Annotated in this window: 18 protein-coding genes; 15 read left to right on the forward strand and 3 right to left on the reverse strand. The window is 39.9% G+C overall.

The features are described from left to right. Positions 1–16: 16 nt before the first annotated feature. Together J2S78_RS04605 and J2S78_RS04610 are read left to right on the forward strand one after the other, a co-directional pair. Complete coding sequence (locus J2S78_RS04605; protein WP_306896706.1) at positions 17–1897, forward strand: PTS fructose transporter subunit IIABC; 1881 nt, start codon at positions 17–19, stop codon at positions 1895–1897. 397 nt (positions 1898–2294) lie between these two features. Beyond that, positions 2295–2471, forward strand: a complete 177-nt coding sequence (locus tag J2S78_RS04610; RefSeq protein WP_306896708.1) for a hypothetical protein — start codon at positions 2295–2297, stop codon at positions 2469–2471. 147 nt (positions 2472–2618) lie between these two features. Here the strand turns inward: J2S78_RS04610 and J2S78_RS04615 are convergent, their stop codons facing one another. Then, positions 2619–2924: a PepSY domain-containing protein gene (locus tag J2S78_RS04615; protein ID WP_125555059.1), complete on the reverse strand. Its 306-nt coding sequence runs from the start codon at positions 2922–2924 to the stop codon at positions 2619–2621. Between the two features lie 144 nt (positions 2925–3068). Between J2S78_RS04615 and J2S78_RS04620 the strand changes: the two genes are divergently transcribed. Together J2S78_RS04620 and J2S78_RS04625 are read left to right on the forward strand one after the other, a co-directional pair. Continuing rightward, a complete protein-coding gene (locus J2S78_RS04620) occupies positions 3069–4142 on the forward strand; it encodes a M42 family metallopeptidase (RefSeq protein ID WP_306896711.1) in 1074 nt (357 codons plus the stop codon). A 5-nt stretch (positions 4143–4147) separates the two neighbouring features. Next, a complete protein-coding gene (locus tag J2S78_RS04625) occupies positions 4148–4657 on the forward strand; it encodes a DUF84 family protein (protein ID WP_306896713.1) in 510 nt (169 codons plus the stop codon). 45 nt (positions 4658–4702) lie between these two features. On the opposite strand, the gene J2S78_RS04630 is transcribed toward J2S78_RS04625, so the two are convergent. Next, a complete protein-coding gene (locus tag J2S78_RS04630) occupies positions 4703–5149 on the reverse strand; it encodes a YtoQ family protein (RefSeq protein WP_306896994.1) in 447 nt (148 codons plus the stop codon). 136 nt (positions 5150–5285) lie between these two features. Here J2S78_RS04630 and J2S78_RS04635 point away from each other — a divergent pair, with 136 nt between their 5' ends. The 11 genes from J2S78_RS04635 (at position 5286) to J2S78_RS04685 (ending at position 15988) form a co-directional block, all read left to right on the forward strand. Continuing rightward, positions 5286–6296 carry a PTS sugar transporter subunit IIC gene (locus J2S78_RS04635; RefSeq protein WP_306896715.1) on the forward strand — a complete coding sequence of 337 codons (1011 nt, stop codon included), beginning with the start codon at positions 5286–5288 and terminating at the stop codon, positions 6294–6296. Between the two features lie 17 nt (positions 6297–6313). Next, positions 6314–6643, forward strand: a complete 330-nt coding sequence (locus tag J2S78_RS04640) for a thioredoxin family protein (protein WP_125555062.1) — start codon at positions 6314–6316, stop codon at positions 6641–6643. 397 nt (positions 6644–7040) lie between these two features. Continuing rightward, on the forward strand, positions 7041–7838 hold the full coding sequence (locus J2S78_RS04645) for a DUF1444 family protein (protein ID WP_306896717.1): 798 nt from the start codon (positions 7041–7043) through the stop codon (positions 7836–7838). 68 nt (positions 7839–7906) lie between these two features. Then, positions 7907–8524 carry a YtpR family tRNA-binding protein gene (gene ytpR, locus J2S78_RS04650; protein ID WP_306896719.1) on the forward strand — a complete coding sequence of 206 codons (618 nt, stop codon included), beginning with the start codon at positions 7907–7909 and terminating at the stop codon, positions 8522–8524. A gap of 139 nt (positions 8525–8663) precedes the next feature. Then, positions 8664–11057 (forward strand): DNA translocase FtsK, encoded by a 2394-nt coding sequence (locus tag J2S78_RS04655; RefSeq protein WP_306896721.1) that lies wholly within the window; start codon positions 8664–8666, stop codon positions 11055–11057. Positions 11058–11260: 203 nt separating this feature from the next. Next, the gene (locus J2S78_RS04660; RefSeq protein ID WP_125555065.1) at positions 11261–11449 is read left to right on the forward strand and encodes a hypothetical protein; all 189 of its coding nucleotides are present in this window, start codon (positions 11261–11263) and stop codon (positions 11447–11449) included. A gap of 192 nt (positions 11450–11641) precedes the next feature. After that, the gene (locus J2S78_RS04665; RefSeq protein WP_306896723.1) at positions 11642–12736 is read left to right on the forward strand and encodes a nicotinate phosphoribosyltransferase; all 1095 of its coding nucleotides are present in this window, start codon (positions 11642–11644) and stop codon (positions 12734–12736) included. 33 nt (positions 12737–12769) lie between these two features. Next, on the forward strand, positions 12770–13438 hold the full coding sequence (locus J2S78_RS04670) for a hypothetical protein (RefSeq protein ID WP_306896725.1): 669 nt from the start codon (positions 12770–12772) through the stop codon (positions 13436–13438). A gap of 164 nt (positions 13439–13602) precedes the next feature. Then, positions 13603–14904 carry a UDP-N-acetylmuramate--L-alanine ligase gene (gene murC, locus J2S78_RS04675; RefSeq protein WP_306896727.1) on the forward strand — a complete coding sequence of 434 codons (1302 nt, stop codon included), beginning with the start codon at positions 13603–13605 and terminating at the stop codon, positions 14902–14904. 196 nt (positions 14905–15100) lie between these two features. Then, positions 15101–15556: a DUF948 domain-containing protein gene (locus J2S78_RS04680; protein ID WP_306896729.1), complete on the forward strand. Its 456-nt coding sequence runs from the start codon at positions 15101–15103 to the stop codon at positions 15554–15556. Between the two features lie 6 nt (positions 15557–15562). Continuing rightward, positions 15563–15988 carry a YtxH domain-containing protein gene (locus tag J2S78_RS04685; RefSeq protein ID WP_306896731.1) on the forward strand — a complete coding sequence of 142 codons (426 nt, stop codon included), beginning with the start codon at positions 15563–15565 and terminating at the stop codon, positions 15986–15988. 28 nt (positions 15989–16016) lie between these two features. On the opposite strand, the gene J2S78_RS04690 is transcribed toward J2S78_RS04685, so the two are convergent. Further along, positions 16017–18206, reverse strand: a complete 2190-nt coding sequence (locus J2S78_RS04690) for a cell division protein FtsA (protein WP_306896733.1) — start codon at positions 18204–18206, stop codon at positions 16017–16019. Between the last annotated feature and the right edge of the window lie 205 nt (positions 18207–18411).

Raw genomic sequence — 18411 nt, forward strand, 5'->3', positions numbered from 1 at the left:
AGAAGGGGTGAGGGAAGTGAAAATTACTGATTTGTTGAAAACGGACACCGTGATTCTCGATCTTCAAGCAGATTCGAAAAATGGCGTCATTGATGAGCTGGTTCAGAAGCTGGACAAAGCAGGAAGACTTCAAAATCCGGCAAAATTTAAAGAAGCAATTCATACCCGAGAAGGTGAAAGTTCAACCGGCATTGGCGAAGGGATAGCGATTCCACATGCCAAAACCGATGCGGTGAAAACACCAGCTATCGCCTTTGGTCGTTCGACAGAAGGCACTGACTATGAATCGTTGGATGGTCAGCCGGCACATTTAATTTTTATGATTGCTGCTAGTGAAGGGGCAAACCAAGATCACTTACAGACGTTATCGAGATTATCGACACTCTTGATGGATGAAGGATTTCGCTCAGACTTATTAAGCGCAGACACAGAAAATGAAGTAATGAAACTTATTGACGACAAAGAAAAAGAAAAGCTTGGAACAGAAGAAGACGATAATGCTGCGCAGGCAGAGGAATCATCTGGTCCGCAAATTCTTGCTGTAACGGGTTGTCCAACAGGAATTGCACATACGTTTATGGCAGCAGATGCATTAAAAGAACAAGCGAAAGAAATGGGAATTTCCATTAAAGTGGAAACCAATGGTTCTGATGGAATTGGTAATCGTCTAACAGCTGATGAAATTGCAAACGCGGAAGGAATCATCTTAGCTTCAGATACAAAAGTGGAGATGGATCGTTTCGATGGTAAGCCCGTTCTTATTAAAGGAGTTACGGACGGTATGAAACGTCCAAAAGAGCTCATTGATCAAGTGCAAAATGGAGAAGCTCCTTTGTATAAGGCTGCGGAAGGAAGCAGTGGAGCATCGAGTGACAGTAAAGGACGTTCCGGCTTTTATAAACATTTAATGAATGGTGTATCCAACATGCTTCCGTTTGTTGTCGGAGGCGGGGTACTAATGGCTGTCTCCTTTTTCTTCGGTATTAATTCAGCTGACCCCGATCATGAAAGTTATAATGAATTTGCAGCAGCTCTCTATTCTATTGGTGGGGACCATGCTTTTCATTTGATGGTAGCTGTTCTTGCCGGGTTTATTGCGATGAGTATCGCTGACCGCCCTGGCTTTGCTCCCGGTATGATTGGCGGTCTCATGGCGACGACAGGTGGCGCTGGTTTTCTTGGCGGTTTAATCGCCGGCTTTCTCGCAGGTTATATTGTCATTCTATTGAAAAAAGCATTAGCAGGCCTGCCTAAGGTATTAGACGGCATTAAAACGATTCTTTTTTATCCTGTATTAAGTATTTTTATTGTCGGTATTTTAATGCATTTTGTTATTACTCCGCCTGTAAGTCAATTTAATACGATTCTAGAAAATTGGCTTAATGGCATGGGAACGGGTAATATTGTCATTCTCGGAATTGTTCTCGGTGGAATGATGGCGGTTGATATGGGAGGTCCTGTCAATAAGGCGGCCTTCACATTCGGTATTGCAATGATTGACGCAGGTAATTTTGCACCACACGCAGCGATTATGGCAGGTGGTATGGTGCCACCGCTCGGTATTGCGGTTGCGACAACGATATTTAGAAATAAATTTACAAAGGAAGAACGAGATGCTGGACTATCCAGTTATTTCCTTGGAGCGTTCTTTATTACAGAAGGTGCAATACCTTTTGCAGCAGCGGATCCCGCTCGTATCATTCCAGCGTTCATAGCTGGTTCGGCAACAGCTGGTGCGTTTGCGATGTTATTTGGAATCGGCCTTCCTGCACCACACGGAGGAGCCTTTGTTATTCCAACAGTACAAGGAGCCCCTCTACTTTATGTCCTTGCGATTTTAATCGGAACGGCCGTGACAGCGATTCTCGTCGGATTGTTGAAACGTCCCGTAAAATAATATAGAAAAAATGGATGAGAGGAGCTGTATCAAAAGGTACAGCTCCTTTCTATAACAAAGAGAATTCAACCATGGGCAGAAGCTGAGGCGCTGCCCGCGGAAAGCGTCCGCCTGCAGCGCATGCCCTAAATGTTAGTGAAGCATTTTTTGGCTAGTAGTAGACTTTTGATACAGCCCCTCTTTAAAAAGGTAAGAAAGGGACGAACCGCCTTCGAAGAGACCATGCCCTTGTCCCGTTTGCAGCGGATACGAAAAGAAGCATCGATACACAAGATTATTACAACATTTGGATATACATGTTAAAATAAGTGGTCGGTTGTTACTGTAGCAGGGACGTTGATTTGTACTCATTTTAAGTCCATGGATTTCGTTTATCGCAAAAAGGAGGGAGATAATAATGTCTGATGAACAGGAAAAACAGATATTACATGAATTAAATGCCAAACTCGATGAAATGAGTAATAAAAACCAAGGTTTGTCTACTCCCGTGAAAATTATTGCATTGTTTATAGGATTTACGGTACTAGGACCTTTATGCGCATACTTATTTGAAGCTGCATCCGAGTTATTCTGATGAACAAAATCTTTCATAATACATAATCTGCATAGGTCTATGGGAAACGGAGGAAGGTATAAAAACAAAGAAACCTATTCTCAACGTCTCTAGAAAGGAGCAGACGTTGAGAATAAGGTTTCTGTTCTATCTTTTAAAAGGTTTTCATTAAGAACTAAGTTCAAGGATTGTTCCGGTTTTGGCGTCGACAATGAAATCCATTTGCGTCGTTTCGCCTTCTTTCGTACTTGAAATGCCGCCTCTGTATACTTTGTATTCAAGATCGTCTTTTTTATAATTCTCCGCAGTCATATGAATCCAAGAGCCATTGACAGGAATATGATCCTGAATGTTCTCTTTCACCGTTTTAAGTGCTTTTTCAGGAGTAATATGTTCCCCTCCTGCGTATTCCTTCAACACATACCCTGCTAAAAAACCGATGCCAGCTCCAATAAGTATATCTCTTGCTTTCATATTTACCCTGCCTTTCTCTAATGGATTTTCTACAAGTATAGCCTAAAATAAACGAGATTCCAAATATAATCAAGCTGTAGGTAGAAAAAAATAAGCGCTTTCGGTAAAATGTAAAGGAGATAAAGTGACGAAAGGAAGTATACTATGAAGCAAGAAACGATGGATATGTTTAAGACATTAACAGAATTGCCGGGAGCTCCTGGCTTTGAACATGACGTTAGAGCTTACGTTAAAAATGAACTTGAAAAATACAGCGAAAACATTGTACAAGACAAGTTAGGTAGTGTGTTTGGGGTGAAATCCAGCAGCCAGAATGGACCAAGGGTTATGGTAGCAGGTCATATGGATGAAGTTGGGTTTATGGTAAAAGCTATTAACAAAAAGGGGATGATTCAGTTTGAACCTCTTGGTGGGTGGTGGAGTCAAGTTTTGCTCGCCCAACGTGTGCAGGTTATCACAGATAACGGGCCGATTACTGGTGTCATTGGTTCAACACCCCCTCATTTGCTCGAAGAATCTCAACGCCAAAAGCCGATGCCGATGAATAAGATGTACATAGATGTAGGAGCCGATGATAAGGAAGATGCCGAAACAATTGGTATCAAACCAGGGCAGCCGATTTTGCCGATTTGCCCATTCACTCCTATGGCAAATGAAAAAAAGATACTCGCTAAATCATGGGATAACCGTTATGGCGTAGGATTAGCAATAGAACTGTTGAAAGAGCTACAGCATAAAAATCACCCTAACATTGTTTATTCCGGGGCTACCGTACAGGAAGAGGTAGGCTTACGAGGTGCAGCGACATCTTCTCAGATGATTCAACCAGATGTATTTTATGCTTTAGATGCAAGTCCTGCTAATGATGCCACTGGTGGCGATGATGCGTTTGGTCATCTTGGTAAAGGGGCGCTTTTGCGCATTTTTGATCAGACAATGGTGACTCATCGAGGCATACGTGATTTTGTGTTGGATACAGCGGAAAGTAATGACATTCCATATCAATATTTTGTTTCCCAAGGGGGAACAGATGCAGGACGTGTACACATGTCAAATGAAGGGGTGCCGTCCGCAGTCGTTGGCGTCTGTTCCCGTTATATTCATACGGCCGCTTCGATGCTTCACGTAGATGACTACGCTGCCGCCAAAGAGCTCATTACAAAATTGGTAGAAACAACAGACAATAATGCGGTAGAATACATTCGAAAAGGTGTATAAGGAAAATGAAACGATGTGGAGTAGGGTCAAAAAATCAAGCGAAACTCCAGGCTGTAGCTTCTGTTTTCGCTGAAGTTGACTATGACGTGCAAGGTTTTGATGTCGATAGTACGGTTTCGGCACAGCCGTTTTCCGATGAAGAAACAAAAGCAGGGGCTATAAGTAGAGCAAAAGCGGTTCTAGAAAAAGACGTGGAAATCGGGATTGGGCTTGAAGGTGGTGTCATGCAAATGAACGATGGATTGTACCTTTGCAATTGGGGCGCTATTGCTGATAAGCAGAATCATGTATTCACGGCAGCGGGAGCGAAAATTCTACTTCCCGAAGAAATAGCCAGCGGCCTTCATCGCGGAGAAGAATTGAAGACGGTGATGGATTTGTATACAAATCGTCATGGAATAAGCCACGAAGAGGGAGCTGTTGGTATTTTCACAAACGGAGTGATTTCAAGAACTGACATGTTTATTCATACGGTTCGATTACTTTATGGACAACGGTGCTTTTATTTATCATGAAGATAAGAAAAACGGAGCAGGAAAAACCTGCTCCGTTTTTTTGCTTTAATTCTTTTCAAAAATGTAGGATAAGGCTTGTAATGCTTGTTGTTTTGTTTCGACAACCACTTGAGCCTTGTTGGCCAGTTCTTTTGTCGGATGGTGAAGTTCACGAGGGCGAATTAAAATGAAAGGTTTTCCCATAGCAATGGCCGCGCCTGCATCCATTGCCGAATTCCATTGCTTGTACTTTTCGCCGAATAAAGCAATCACAACGTCTGCTTTTTGCATGAGAACTTCTGTACGCAAATTGTTTAAGCTTGAAGCTGCTTCGTCCTTAAAAACGGGATCTGGTTGTTTGCCTAAGATTTCTTCCCCGATATTATCAGAACGGTCATGGTTTTCCATAGGTCCTGAAAATTCAATTGGTAAATTCATAGATTGGGCTTGCTCGCGAATGTCATCCCGCCAATTGTCGTGAATTTGTCCTGCTAAGTATACGTGTAACTCCATCATAAATCCCCTTTCCTTGTATTGTTTCTCTATAAATATCATCAAATGTATTCTTTTTCTTGTCAATTCATAAGAAATGAAGGTAAGATGATAACAACTGAAAGAAATCATAGATTGTCGATAATGGGGGAGAGAAATGAAGCAATTTTTTTTGCGTAAGGGTGTAAACTTATCTGTAAAGACATATGCGATAACGTCATTGAGTTATATGGCTCTCGGTTTATTTGCATCATTAATTATTGGACTCATTATTCGTACGATAGGAGAACAACTAGAATGGGGCTTTTTTGTCGACATGGGACAGTTGGCGATGGATTTAATGGGTCCTGCGATAGGAGCGGCAGTTGCGTATGGTTTAAAAGCACCACCTCTTATTGTTTTTTCTGCGGTCATAACTGGTGCTGCAGGGGCGGATTTAGGTGGACCGGCAGGAGCATTTGCAGCAGCACTCTTATCGGTGGAAATAGGAAAGCTTGTTTCAAAAGAAACGAAACTGGATATTATCGTTACTCCTTTTGTGACGATTGCTGTTGGTTATACTGTCGCTTATTTTCTAGGACCGATTATTGATGTTGCTTTAATAAATATAGGAAATACTATCATGTGGGCAACGGAACAGCAACCTTTCATAATGGGAATAATTGTCGCTGTGTTAATGGGACTTGCTTTGACGGCTCCTATATCGAGTGCAGCAATTGCAATTATGATTGAACTTGAGGGGATTGCCGCAGGAGCTGCAACGGTTGGATGTGCGGCGCAAATGGTAGGTTTTGCGGTGAGCAGTTACCGGGAAAACGGTATATCGGGTCTTGCTGCACTAGGAATTGGCACATCGATGCTCCAAGTTCCAAATGTGGTAAAAAATCCACTTATACTTTTACCGCCAACGATAGCAGGTGCTGTGTTTGCCCCCCTGTCTACCATGGTATTTTTTATGGAAAATAATCCATCTGGAGCAGGGATGGGGACCAGTGGATTTGTCGGTCAAATAATGACGTTTTCAGTAATGGGGTTTCATCTTCCACTATTATTCATTATGCTTTTGATTCACGTTGCAGGGCCTGCTATTGTAAGTCTCAGTTTGTCTGAGTGGATGAGAAAGAAAGAATGGATTAAACTTGGAGATATGGAGATAGACCAAGGATAAACTAGGAGGTATGGAATATGCAGGATATTACAGAAAGAGCTCAATTTGATAAGGTTATTTCTAATGAAAAGGCTGTAGTTATGTTTTCGGCGGATTGGTGCCCGGATTGTCGAGTGATTGAACCGGCGCTTCCCGAATTAGAGGAGGAGAATAAAAGCTTTTCCTTTTATCACGCAGATCGCGATCAATTAATAGATGTTTGTCAGGATTATGACATTTTCGGCATCCCAAGTTTTCTAGTGTTTGAAAATGGTGAAGAAATCCATCGTTATGTAGATAAAGATAGAAAAACGCCAGAACAAGTACAAGCCTTTTTAGATGAAGCGAATCAAAAAATCAGTTCTTGATAGTAGAGAAACATTAACGACGAAGGATGTCTAGAATAAGCAGAGGTGGATTGTCTACCCCATCTTTGTCTTCGTGTAGTATAAAAAAGCAGCTGTAATGAGTTATTCATCACAGCTGCTTTTTTGTTTACTTGAAAAAATTCCTCGTTTAAGCTGATTTTGATATCGAAGAAACCTTTGTTTGTAAAGTGTTGGTGGAAGATGCTATTGTTTCTTCTCCAGAAAAGTTTTTTGTAGTTATTCAAGAGAGAAATGGATAATAAATTAAAACATAAAAAATAAAACTTTAGAACTAAAATGAAAAGGCAAACTCATTTATGCTATGTATTAATCGTGTTAAACTAAGTGAAGCAATAGCACAATACGTGAGTTGTAAGAAAAAAGGAGAGATTCCTGTATGGATATATTAGAATTTAAACAAAAATTAGAGAAACGATTGGAAAAAGACAATCGTCGTTTTGTGTTCGATGAAGAGCATAGTTCATTAAGAGTGGATCATACTGGTTTAAATAAAGGCGTCGATTTAGATTTAAACAAATTGTTGGCAAAAAACGATAAGGACCATGAACAGGCGTTAAAAGAAGCTGCCGATTTTATTAATGCTTCGTTTGAGGCAATGGAACGAAATGTGACGTTAAAAGGAAAAGAAAAAAACATTTATCCTGTATTACGTTCGACTTCTTTTCCAACCGAAACAAGGGATGGGAAAACATTAATTTTCTCTGAACACACGGCAGAAACTCGTATTTATTACGCTCTTGATTTAGGGGAAGCATATACTATGCTCGAGCAAGAGACAGCTGATAAGGAAGGTTTCACTGCAGAACAGTTGAAAGAATTAGCTTTATTTAATGTACGTTCACTTGAAAATACGTATAAGACAGATGAAGTGGCTGGTAACACTTTTTATTTCATCAATACAAACGATGGATATGATGCAAGCCGTCTGTTGAACGAAGCATTCACAGAAGAAATAAGTCATTTTATCGAAGGTGACATGGCTGTTGCGGTCCCGCACCAAGATGTGTTGATTATTGCAGATATTCACAATGACCAAGGTTATGATGTGTTAGGACAAATGACTTTCCGGTTCTTTAATAATGGAAGAATACCAATCACCGCCTTACCATTTTTATATGAAAATGGGTCACTGGAACCGATTTTTATTCTAGCTCGTAAAAAACCACAAAAATAACGGGGAGCACTGTTATTTTTATGATACAATGAATGAGGAAATGTTCGAATGAAGGAGTTACTATAATAATGAATGTCTTTTATAACAATAATGGAATGGGAGACACATTGATTGTGTCCCTTAAAGAAATTGAAAAACAAAAACGTGCTGTTGAACGAAAAGGTGACGTAGCACGGTTGTATCACGAAAATACTGGCGAGACGACAGGCTATACAATTTTTCATGCGTCGAACTATGGAAATATTGATCAAACGGGAATGATTTCACTCTCAACAGATGTGAAGAATCTTATCGAAAGCGCCTTGAACCAAAATGGCTGGACCGAAAAGATCACATTTCCAGAAACTCCGTCGTTTGTTGTCGGTTTTGTGAAGGAAAGAAAGAAACACCCGGATGCTGACAAACTAAGTGTCTGCCAAGTGGATGTCGGAGAAGAAACATACCAGATTGTGTGTGGAGCACCTAATGTAGATAAAGGTCAAAAAGTAGTTATTGCAATGCCAGGAGCTTTCATGCCCGGCGGAATGAAAATCAAAAAATCAAAACTGCGCGGAGTGTCATCAAACGGAATGATTTGTTCAGCTAAAGAACTAGTATTAGCGGATGCTCCAAATGAAAAGGGAATTCTTGTGCTAAACGATTCGTACGAGACAGGCCGTGAATTTCTTTCTCAATACCATAACTAAGAGAACCATCATCATACTAATAGGGTGACGATGTAGGTACACTTTCTACCGAAAAAACCACTGGGAAGGGCTAGTGGTTTTTTGTAAATCCACTAGTGATGCAATCAGTTTACAGCAACCATAAAAAGGGGATGGTACCATGGGCGGTTCCTTTCAGCGATTAAAACAAAAAATGCAGGACTTATTGTTAGGAGGAGAAGAAACAGATAAAGAAAGCAATTCAACTGCTGCTCCTTCTCCTCAACATCAAAAAAAGTCTCGGCAGCATGCACAAATTTATAAGGACACAGAATCAAATGCCAAAGTCGTCCATTATTATCCAAAAAAAGGAAATTTCAGATTTCCGCTTGATGTAGGGGAATCTAAAGAACCGGCGCATCAACCAGTGCAGAAAACGGAAGAGAAACCGAGAGAAACCACGTTTTATGACTCCTCGTTTACTAATAACGAACAAGCAGATAAGAAGACAGAACGACAAAGTACAACAGAAAGAAAAGAACAAAATTCGGTTTCTTCAGTAGAAAGACAAAATTATTTCCAGGGAAATGATTTTTCATCTGAGGAAATTCCTTCGCCTGTTTTCGGGTTTGAAAGAGTACCACTCCACCCAGATTTCTTAAAGAAAAGGAATCATACGGTATTACCTGTCACAGAAAGTCGGGAAATGGAGTCCGAAGAGGAAGAAAGCACTGCGTCAGAAGAAATAAGATTGGAGTCAGAGTTAGAAAAGCAAGAACCACCTCAGTCTACGGAAAATGAAATAGACGACAGGATGGAGTCGACCTTTTATAGTGAACAGACAGTCGATATATCAATTCCTTCTGCAGCAGGGGATACTAGTCAGCCGTATTCCTCAAATTCGGAAGTTGTTGACCAAACACAAGTAGAAACAGTGAACAAAGAAACAGAGTCAGTTGATACTGAAGCAAAAGCAGAGTCGCAACGTCTTTCACGTCAAGAACGCCGCAGACAGCGAAGAGAATCACGCGAGAAGAACGAAGAGAAGACTCAAGAGTCCTCTCAGAAAAGTTCCCAGTCAACTGTCCCTTTTAACGTGTTAATGTATGAAAATGCACATCATTCACAAACAAAAAGAGGCAAAAAGAGTGCATCTACTACATATGAATTTCCGGGAATACACTTATTAAATGTACCGCCTAAAGCAGAAGAAAATGATTCGGAAGAACTGCAACAACAAAAACAACAGCTTGAAAATACGCTTCACAACTTTAACGTTGATGCAAAAGTTATCGATGTGACAAAAGGACCTTCTGTCACAAGGTATGAAGTACAGCCGGCTGCAGGCGTTAAAGTGAATAAAATCACTAATTTAACTGATGATATGAAGCTGGCTCTTGCCGCAAAAGATCTTAGAATGGAAGCGCCTATTCCTGGTAAAAATGCGATTGGTATTGAAGTCCCGAACCCCGTCAGCAAACCAGTTTTTTTACGAGAAATTTTACGACGAGATGTATTTACTCGGAGTGATTCTCCTTTAACAGTGGCGATGGGGCTTGATATTTCAGGAAGCCCTATTGTTGCAGACCTTCAAAAAATGCCTCATGGTCTCATTGCTGGAGCCACAGGTTCAGGGAAAAGTGTATGTATTAATTCCATTTTGTTGAGTATTCTTTATAAGTCGAATCCTGAAGAAGTAAAACTGATGCTTATAGATCCCAAAATGGTTGAACTTGCATCTTACAAGGAAATTCCCCATCTTGTCACACCGGTTATAAATGACGCTAAAGAAGCGACGGCCGGCTTGAAATGGGCTGTTGCTGAAATGGAAGAGCGGTATGAAAGGTTGGCCCACGAGGGAGTGCGCGATATAACAAAATACAATGAGCGTGTACAGCAAAAAGGCACTCCGGAAAAGAAAATGCCATATATTGTCATTATTATTGATGAGCTGGCTGATTTAATGATGGTGTCTCCACAGGACGTGGAAGATGCGGTGTGCAGAATTGCTCAAAAAGCAAGAGCATGCGGTATTCATCTGTTACTCGCAACACAGCGTCCGTCGGTGGATGTTATTACTGGTTTAATTAAAGCAAATATTCCAAGTCGGACTGCTTTTGCTGTGTCATCACAAGTTGATTCACGTACTATTCTTGATATGGGCGGAGCAGAAAGACTAATTGGTAAAGGCGACATGCTTTTTCATGAAAATACCTCGCCGAAGCCGTTAAGAGTGCAAGGAACCTTTGTAAGCGATGAAGAAATTGATGCTGTCACTGAGTTTGTAAAAAGTCAAAAAGCACCTGCCTATATGTTTCAACGTGAAGAGCTTGCTAAAAAAGTAGATCAACAGGAAAGTGGTGATGCATTATTTCCTGAAGCTTGTCATTTTGTAACAGAACAAGGTAGTGCTTCGTCCTCCTTGTTGCAGCGCCATTTCTCTATAGGGTATAATCGAGCTGCAAAATTAATCGACATGATGGAGAAAAAAGGAATCATTTCAGGGCCAAGAGGAAGTAAACCAAGACAGGTTCTGATGAGCCAAAATGAAATAGAAGAACAACAATTGATGTAGTTTTATCAAAAATACGTAATGATTATAGGTTTCATACCTTGTCTTTCACTGCAAGGTTATATATGATAGAGAGTAAGCTAGAACTATAGCACCAATATACAGCCTGAGGTCAATTCAAATCATTGCAATCAAGACGCAGCAAAGAAAACAGCTTAGGCTGAATGTAACGTAAGCAGACTTCTTCAAACAAAGGAGGACCTCTTATGGAACAGATTCAGCTGGATGTATTGTTAGAATTCCTTTATCCGCAAGCACTTGACCTGTTGAAAACAGAGGAAAAGACGGTGCCGATTGTACTGCAGGATGGTTTGCGTGATGTAAGCGAAGCGGATGTGCAAGAGATTATGGAGGCTGTGATTATGGAACGCGGACAAGATTCTATTGTTCATTAATGGATGTTGTTTGAAGGGAATGAACTTCAAGCAGAAAAGAGGTTGCTTGAATAAGGCTGTTTCAAAAGGTATAAAGGTGTGAACAACGGTAAATCTTCCAACAGATTTATTGCCTGCTCAGCTTTTTCCCTTTGGAACAGCTTTTTCTAATATTTTTCTAGAAGATTACTAGAGAAAGCAAGGAGTAAATCAATGAAAGAAATCGAACTTAAAATGCAAGGTGATATTAAACGGCTTACGAACAAAACGTTTAAATTTGACGAAAGAGTAGGCGAAGGTTGGTTTTCCGCTGTTTATTTCTTAAAGACGAGAGAAATTGCTGAAAAATATAAATCTAACGATATCGTAACTATGCAATTTTTTCAAAAAAAACATAGTGTTTTATGTGGCACAGATGAAGTCATTGCTTTAATCAAAACCTTCGCTAAAAACCCTGAAGAATTAGAAATATATTCGTTGGAAGACGGAGATAAAATAGAGCCTTATGAAACAGTATTAATGATTACTGGTCCTTATCAATATTTCGGACATTTAGAAGGATTAATTGATGGGATATTCGCTCGCCGCACATCTGTTGCAACGAATGTATATAATGTTGTAAAAGCTGCGAGAATATCTGGAACCCAAAAACCGGTAATATTTATGGGGGATCGTGACGACCACTTTACTCAACAGGCGGGAGATGGCTATTCTGCATATATCGGCGGCTCTAAAGCCCAAGCAACCCATGCTATGAGTGAATGGTGGGGAAAAAAAGGTATGGGTACAATGCCGCACGCGTTAATTCAACTATTTGAAGGAGACGTTGTAGCTGCATCGAAAGCCTATCAAGAAACGTATCCAGAAGATGATTTAATGACGTTGGTTGATTATAATAATGATGTCATTACGGATTCATTGAAAGTGGCTCGAGAATTTGGAGAAGACTTGAAAGGGGTTCGAATTGATACTTCCAATAACATGGTGGACCAACATTTCTGCAGACATCCAGAGGTTATGGGAGCATTTGATCCCCGCGGCGTTAACTCAGAACTCGTTTTTGCATTAAGAAACGCTTTAGATGCTGAAGGATACCACCATGTGAAAATTCTTGCCAGCGGCGGGTTTACTGCAGAAAAAATAAGTGAATATGAATCGATGGGAGTACCTGTTGATATTTATGGCGTCGGCAGTAGTTTATTAAACATTCATATTGGTTTTACAGGGGATAATGTAAAAATCAACAATAAAGATGAAGCGAAAGCAGGGCGCTACTACCGTCCGAATCCACGTCTGGAAAAAGCATAAGGCAATGAAAATGAGAAAGGGGTCTGGCCATAGATGGCTTCAAATGTGCCGGATTTAAAAAAATATCGTCAAGAAAAACAACAACAAGCAGATCAAGATTTTATAGAGTTATTAGAGTGCTACAACAGCTGGTTAAAACGTAACACGAATTTACGTGAGAAAGTTAGAGCGAAACATTTATTCGCAGAATTGGCAGATCAAACAGTGGAAGATTTAGAAGAACAGCCATGGAAACAATACTTTGAAGATTGGTTTGCCTTTGACTACATCACCATCATAGGGACACGTTTATTTGACATGTTTGTAAAAGAAAACGCTAAAAATCTGTCTCCTTCGAAAATACAGCTAAGCGGTCTTATTTTGACGGCAGTACTTGAACCTTTTCAGATTATCGACCGAAACAACAATACAATACTGGCAACTCCACTACTAGGAGATGATGAAAAGAGATTAACCTCGGTTTATGAGTTAGATGCGACAAGTTCCGAGACTTCTCACATTTTGGCGCGGACCGTTCACTGCGGATTTGAAGACAGAGCATTTAGTCCGATGGTTCCACTTGTTTTACCCGAACAACATGATATCATTGACAAGTGGAAGTCTGTGTCAAAAGAAAAAGAGGCTGAAAATCAGCGGCTCCGTTTTATGAAAGAACATGGAGCAAGTTGGCTAACTTTTGCTGCAACTCGATCATCATTTTAATGTCTTATTGCCATATCTTTTCTTTTATTGGAGGGGGAACCCGTTTCTGATATAATTATGTAGGTGTTTAAACAATTACTTAACAAACCTAGAATGAAACAACAAGTGTTTCTAACCCGAATGTTTAACAGACGGGCAGTAGGATAAGATGGAGGGCCATAATTATGACGACCTATCATTTTATAGGTATTAAAGGATCAGGAATGAGCGCACTAGCTCAAATTCTTCATGATATGAAATGTAACGTGCAAGGATCAGATGTGGAAAAACGTTTTTTTACACAAAAACCTTTGGAAACAAAAGGAATTCCGATTCTCCCTTTTCAAAAGGAAAATATAAAAAAAGGACAGACACTGATTGCTTCTCCTGCTTATGGAGAAGATAATCAGGAAATTAAAGAAGCGAAAGAATTAGACATACCAGTACATCGCTATCCAACATTTCTGGGAGAATTTCTCGAACAATTCACTTCCATTGCTGTGACAGGTTCTCATGGGAAAACATCGACAACTGGTTTATTGGCCCATGTTATTGGTGAATACAAACCGACTTCTTTTTTAATTGGAGATGGCTCTGGCAAAGGGGAAGAAGATAGTAATTTTTTTGTCTTCGAAGCGTGTGAATACAGACGGCATTTTCTTCAATACAAACCGGATTATGCAATCATGACAAACATTGATTTTGATCATCCAGATTATTTTAAAGATGTAGACGATGTTGTTTCTGCTTTTGATGAAATGGCGAAAAATGTAAAAAAAGGCATTGTTGCATGTGGAGATGACGAATATTTACAAACTTTAAATGCACCTGTTCCTATAATGTACTATGGGATAGATGGGAAATACGATTTTAATGCTGACAATATTCAGACGGATGAACAAGGAACAACATTTGATGTGAAAATACGTGGAGACCGATATGGCACGTTTATTATCCCAAGCTACGGAAGACATAATGTATTAAATGCGCTTGGTGTTATAGCAATTTGTCATTATGAGGAAGTTCCCGCCAGCGTCATGAAAGAACAGCTTGCTTCTTTCCCAGGAGTGAAACGGAGATTTACTGAAAAAGAAGTCGACAACCAAGTACTGATTGATGATTATGCACACCATCCTACCGAAATAAGAGCCACTCTAGAATCGGCTCAGCAGAAATATCCGGGCCGCGATGTTATTGCCGTTTTTCAACCGCATACGTTCTCAAGAACAAAAGCTTTCTTGGAGGACTTCGCTGACAGTTTAAGAGCAGCTGACCGCGTTTACCTTTGTGATATTTTTGGTTCAGCAAGAGAAGAAGACGGAGCCCTTTCTATTGAAGATTTACAAGAAAGGATTCCTGATTCTAAGATAATTACAGAAGAAGAAGTTGACCAGTTAAAATCACATGAAGAAGGTATCTTGTTATTCATGGGAGCAGGAGATATTCAAAAATTTCAGCAGGCTTATGAAAACTCTTTAAATGGATAAATAAAAAGTCTTCTTTCTAATAAACGAAAGAAGACTTTTTATTTATCTAAATGTTAAAATTTTATAAAGAAGGTGTAAGGTGCCAACACAGCGAATAATATACTATAGACTAAAATTGGTTAAAAATCATAACATATTCATGTTTTAAGAAGATCTATTCGTGGTAAACTGAACAATAGGGAGGTGTAATCGTTCAATGGAATTAGTTTACATAAGTGCACTCATTGTAGCACTTTCTATTGCGGCATTAGTTATCTATATTGTTAAAACATTAAAAGCAGCAACGAGTACGATGGAACGGGTATCTAACACAGTTGAACGTTTTGAAAAGCAAATGGAGGGAATATCCAAAGAATCTGAGCAATTGGTTCAAAAAACGAACCTCATTGCGGATGATGTACAACATAAAACCGAATCATTGAACGGTTTATTTGCATCTCTGAGAAATGTAGGAGATTCCTTAGAAACAGTGAACAGTTCTTTTCAAAACATGTCTGATTCGATCAGCCGCCATTCAAAACAACAGTCAAATCAAGTAGCACAAGCTGTACAGTGGGGAAATGCGGCGATTGACATGTATGCCAAATGGCAGGAAAGAAAAAAGAAAACAGAAGTAAATCAAACAGAACAATCTTATACTACAGGGGGATGATGCGCAATGTCACAAATGAACACGAAAGATTTTGTTATTGGTACATTAATAGGAAGTATTGTAGGAGCCTGCTCAGCTCTTTTATTAGCTCCAAAAGCCGGTAAAGAACTACGAGAAGATTTGTCGGAAGGTGCTCAATCAGCAAAAATTAAAACGAGTGAATTTACAAATGAAGCTTATGAAAAAGGTTCAGAGTGGGCCAACCGCGCAAAAGACAAATCGTCAGAACTTGCTAAAAATGTAACGGACCAATCCTATCAAATTTATGATCGGGTAAAAGGTGTTGCCGGTTCTGCATCGAATTCAAATGCGGAAAAAACTGCAGATGAATTGGCAAATGAGCTCTCAGAGGATTTGGAATCCGAAGAAGAAAGAGTCAATGACGATGTGAGAGACTTACACGCATCAGCGTCAGAAGAATCGGATAAATAGTAATAACGAAAAAACGCTTCGCAGCTTATCAATCTGCGGAGCGTTTTTCTGTATCTGCCTGATTTTTGTCAGTGAGAATGAGTTCGATGTGATCGCCTTCTTTTATTTCATCAGTAAATGCAGCAGGCATACCATTTTGAGTAAGGTCCCATTTTTTGTTAGCCGATCCGCTTAAATCAACAGTTACATAGTGAAAGACATCTTGTACGATAAAAGTAGAACCGGAAACATTTTTTGTTGTTTTCACGTAATCCTCGTGGCTGACACTATCTTCTAAAGATGCTTCCGTATTGTTTTTTTCAATGTCGAGCATGTTTTTTTTCATTGTTATTTCCTCTTGATTGAACCGTATGTGCTTCGTTATGTCTGGATGTATTCCTTCTTGCTCGAGCAATTCCCGAATAGTAATGTTCGTTGTAGAAGATTGTTTGAACCTAATAGAATCTCCTGATTTAACAGTGTGGTTCATATTAGCTGGTTTCCCGTTAATTGTGCATTCATTTTTTAAGTTGGCGGGACTGACAGCTTTATTATCAAGATAAATAATTGCTTCGTTAGATTGTGGTTTTTCCCAATTCATAGCAGCCCAGATTTCTGAAATACTAGAAGGAAGCCGGCATTCTAAACGATCCCTATCCTGCAGCTCTACGTGTTGTGTTGTTGGTTCTCCGTTTTTCACATATAGCGGAGGTACTACAATATGTTTATCATTTACTGTTATCTGAAGTTCTGGTGGTTTGTCTAATAAGTCTTGAAATGTTGCCTCAGCTGGTTCCCCATGCCTGCCTTCGGTAATGGTTATATTGTCTTTAGCTGCTATTGTGTCTTTTAAATCGGAAGGTTCTCCATTTTTTTGGATGCTTGGAGCATCTCCTCTTGAGCCTGGAATCGACACAACTCGTTCATTTAAAGTAACGACAATAGCTGCTCCCGGCTTCCCATATAGTTTAGGTATTGATAATCCGGAAGCCAAAACGGCATCGCCTACGGTCAAGCTTTTAACATCGAATAAGCGTAGTGAGTCACCATTTACCGTGACAGGCATGTATTCTACGGGATGTTCTTTAGCTGCTATAGCGATACCAACTGGAGTAACCAATTCAGGTCCTGGCTGGATATCAGAATAAGAAAGGTTTTTGATTGCGTCAATATCACGGATAGCTACTCTGTTTTCAGGGAGACCAAGAGCTTCACTAAGCTGTATTCCGATTTCTGGCGTCATACTTCCGCCACCTACCAACATGACCGCTTTTGGAACTTTTCGGTTTAATGTCATGATTTCGGAGCTGATTTCTGCTGCTAACTGTTGGATAACAGGGCGAATCGGCTGAAGAACTTCTTCAGGAGGATACATCGTTTCGATTCCGAGAATATCCGTGATCGACACGTCTTCCTTTGACGCTAACTGCCGTTTCACTCGTTCTGCATCTGGAAAGTCGAGCAAAAATTGATCGCTTAGTGCCTCTGTGACTTCATCGCCTGCTATTGGTACCATACCATAAGCAGTAACAGTACTTAGATCAGTAATTGCAATATCGGATGTACCTGCACCGATGTCAACTAATGCTACGTTTAATCGCCTCATCGATGGTGGGATTAATACGTTAATGGCAGCAATGGGTTCGAGAGTCAATGCTTCAAGAACTAGATTGGCTCTTTGTAAGGCGCTGATTAATGATTCAACAACGACTTTTGGAAGAAATGTAGCAATTACTTCAACCGAAGCCGTCTGTCCGGATTGATCAATTAAACTTCCCATCTCTTCTCCATCCAAGTAATAAGCTATTACAGAATAACCAACACAATGGTATCGAAAGCTTTTATCTTCTTTTTCTTCCGTTTCAAAAGCCAGTTTGTGTTGTGCTGATTGGACAGCCCCAAGTTCTAATGGCGTCACGTCTTGTTGGTATACAGACGACTGGGAAGAAATATCAAGTTCCATCGCCCCTCGTTCCGTTTTTAAAGAACGACCGGCAGCAGCGACGCAGACTTTTTCAAGTTTGCCATGTCTTTCTTCTAAGGTCATCTTAATTTCTTCAAGCAGTTCAGCTACTGCTACAATATTATGAATTTGTCCATCCATCATCGAGCGTTCCTTATGTTCTCTTGTTTCCACATCCATTAGTTCAAATTCATCATTTGTACGCTTTAGTATTAATCCTGTAACGGAACGGGTACCTATATCTAAAGCGAATAAAGTTTCCTCATTATCTTTCATAGATTCATAACACCTCAAAAAAATATTCTGATGCAAATTTCCGTAAACACCGTTATCAAAGCATTATTAACTTTAGCACTTAAAAGCGTTTAATTAATAAAGAAAAAGAGGGTGACAATTACTGAATCATCTTATATAATAGTCCTTAATCATTAAAAAATGTAACACAGATTAAACGAAAATGGAAATTCATATAAGGAGTGGA

It is taken from the genome of Salibacterium salarium (genome assembly GCF_030813635.1).
Taxonomy (GTDB): domain Bacteria; phylum Bacillota; class Bacilli; order Bacillales; family Marinococcaceae; genus Salibacterium; species Salibacterium salarium.

Coding starts and splice junctions, on each gene's coding strand:
- J2S78_RS04680 (WP_306896729.1), top strand. CDS start 15,101: ATGGAATTAGTTTACATAAGTGCACTCATTGTAGCACTTTCTATTGCG.
- J2S78_RS04655 (WP_306896721.1), top strand. CDS start 8,664: ATGGGCGGTTCCTTTCAGCGATTAAAACAAAAAATGCAGGACTTATTG.
- ytpR (WP_306896719.1), top strand. CDS start 7,907: ATGAATGTCTTTTATAACAATAATGGAATGGGAGACACATTGATTGTG.
- J2S78_RS04625 (WP_306896713.1), top strand. CDS start 4,148: ATGAAACGATGTGGAGTAGGGTCAAAAAATCAAGCGAAACTCCAGGCT.
- J2S78_RS04620 (WP_306896711.1), top strand. CDS start 3,069: ATGAAGCAAGAAACGATGGATATGTTTAAGACATTAACAGAATTGCCG.
- J2S78_RS04690 (WP_306896733.1), bottom strand. CDS start 18,206: ATGAAAGATAATGAGGAAACTTTATTCGCTTTAGATATAGGTACCCGT.
- J2S78_RS04645 (WP_306896717.1), top strand. CDS start 7,041: ATGGATATATTAGAATTTAAACAAAAATTAGAGAAACGATTGGAAAAA.
- murC (WP_306896727.1), top strand. CDS start 13,603: ATGACGACCTATCATTTTATAGGTATTAAAGGATCAGGAATGAGCGCA.
- J2S78_RS04665 (WP_306896723.1), top strand. CDS start 11,642: ATGAAAGAAATCGAACTTAAAATGCAAGGTGATATTAAACGGCTTACG.
- J2S78_RS04635 (WP_306896715.1), top strand. CDS start 5,286: ATGAAGCAATTTTTTTTGCGTAAGGGTGTAAACTTATCTGTAAAGACA.
- J2S78_RS04685 (WP_306896731.1), top strand. CDS start 15,563: ATGTCACAAATGAACACGAAAGATTTTGTTATTGGTACATTAATAGGA.
- J2S78_RS04640 (WP_125555062.1), top strand. CDS start 6,314: ATGCAGGATATTACAGAAAGAGCTCAATTTGATAAGGTTATTTCTAAT.
- J2S78_RS04615 (WP_125555059.1), bottom strand. CDS start 2,924: ATGAAAGCAAGAGATATACTTATTGGAGCTGGCATCGGTTTTTTAGCA.
- J2S78_RS04610 (WP_306896708.1), top strand. CDS start 2,295: ATGTCTGATGAACAGGAAAAACAGATATTACATGAATTAAATGCCAAA.
- J2S78_RS04630 (WP_306896994.1), bottom strand. CDS start 5,149: ATGGAGTTACACGTATACTTAGCAGGACAAATTCACGACAATTGGCGG.
- J2S78_RS04670 (WP_306896725.1), top strand. CDS start 12,770: ATGGCTTCAAATGTGCCGGATTTAAAAAAATATCGTCAAGAAAAACAA.
- J2S78_RS04660 (WP_125555065.1), top strand. CDS start 11,261: ATGGAACAGATTCAGCTGGATGTATTGTTAGAATTCCTTTATCCGCAA.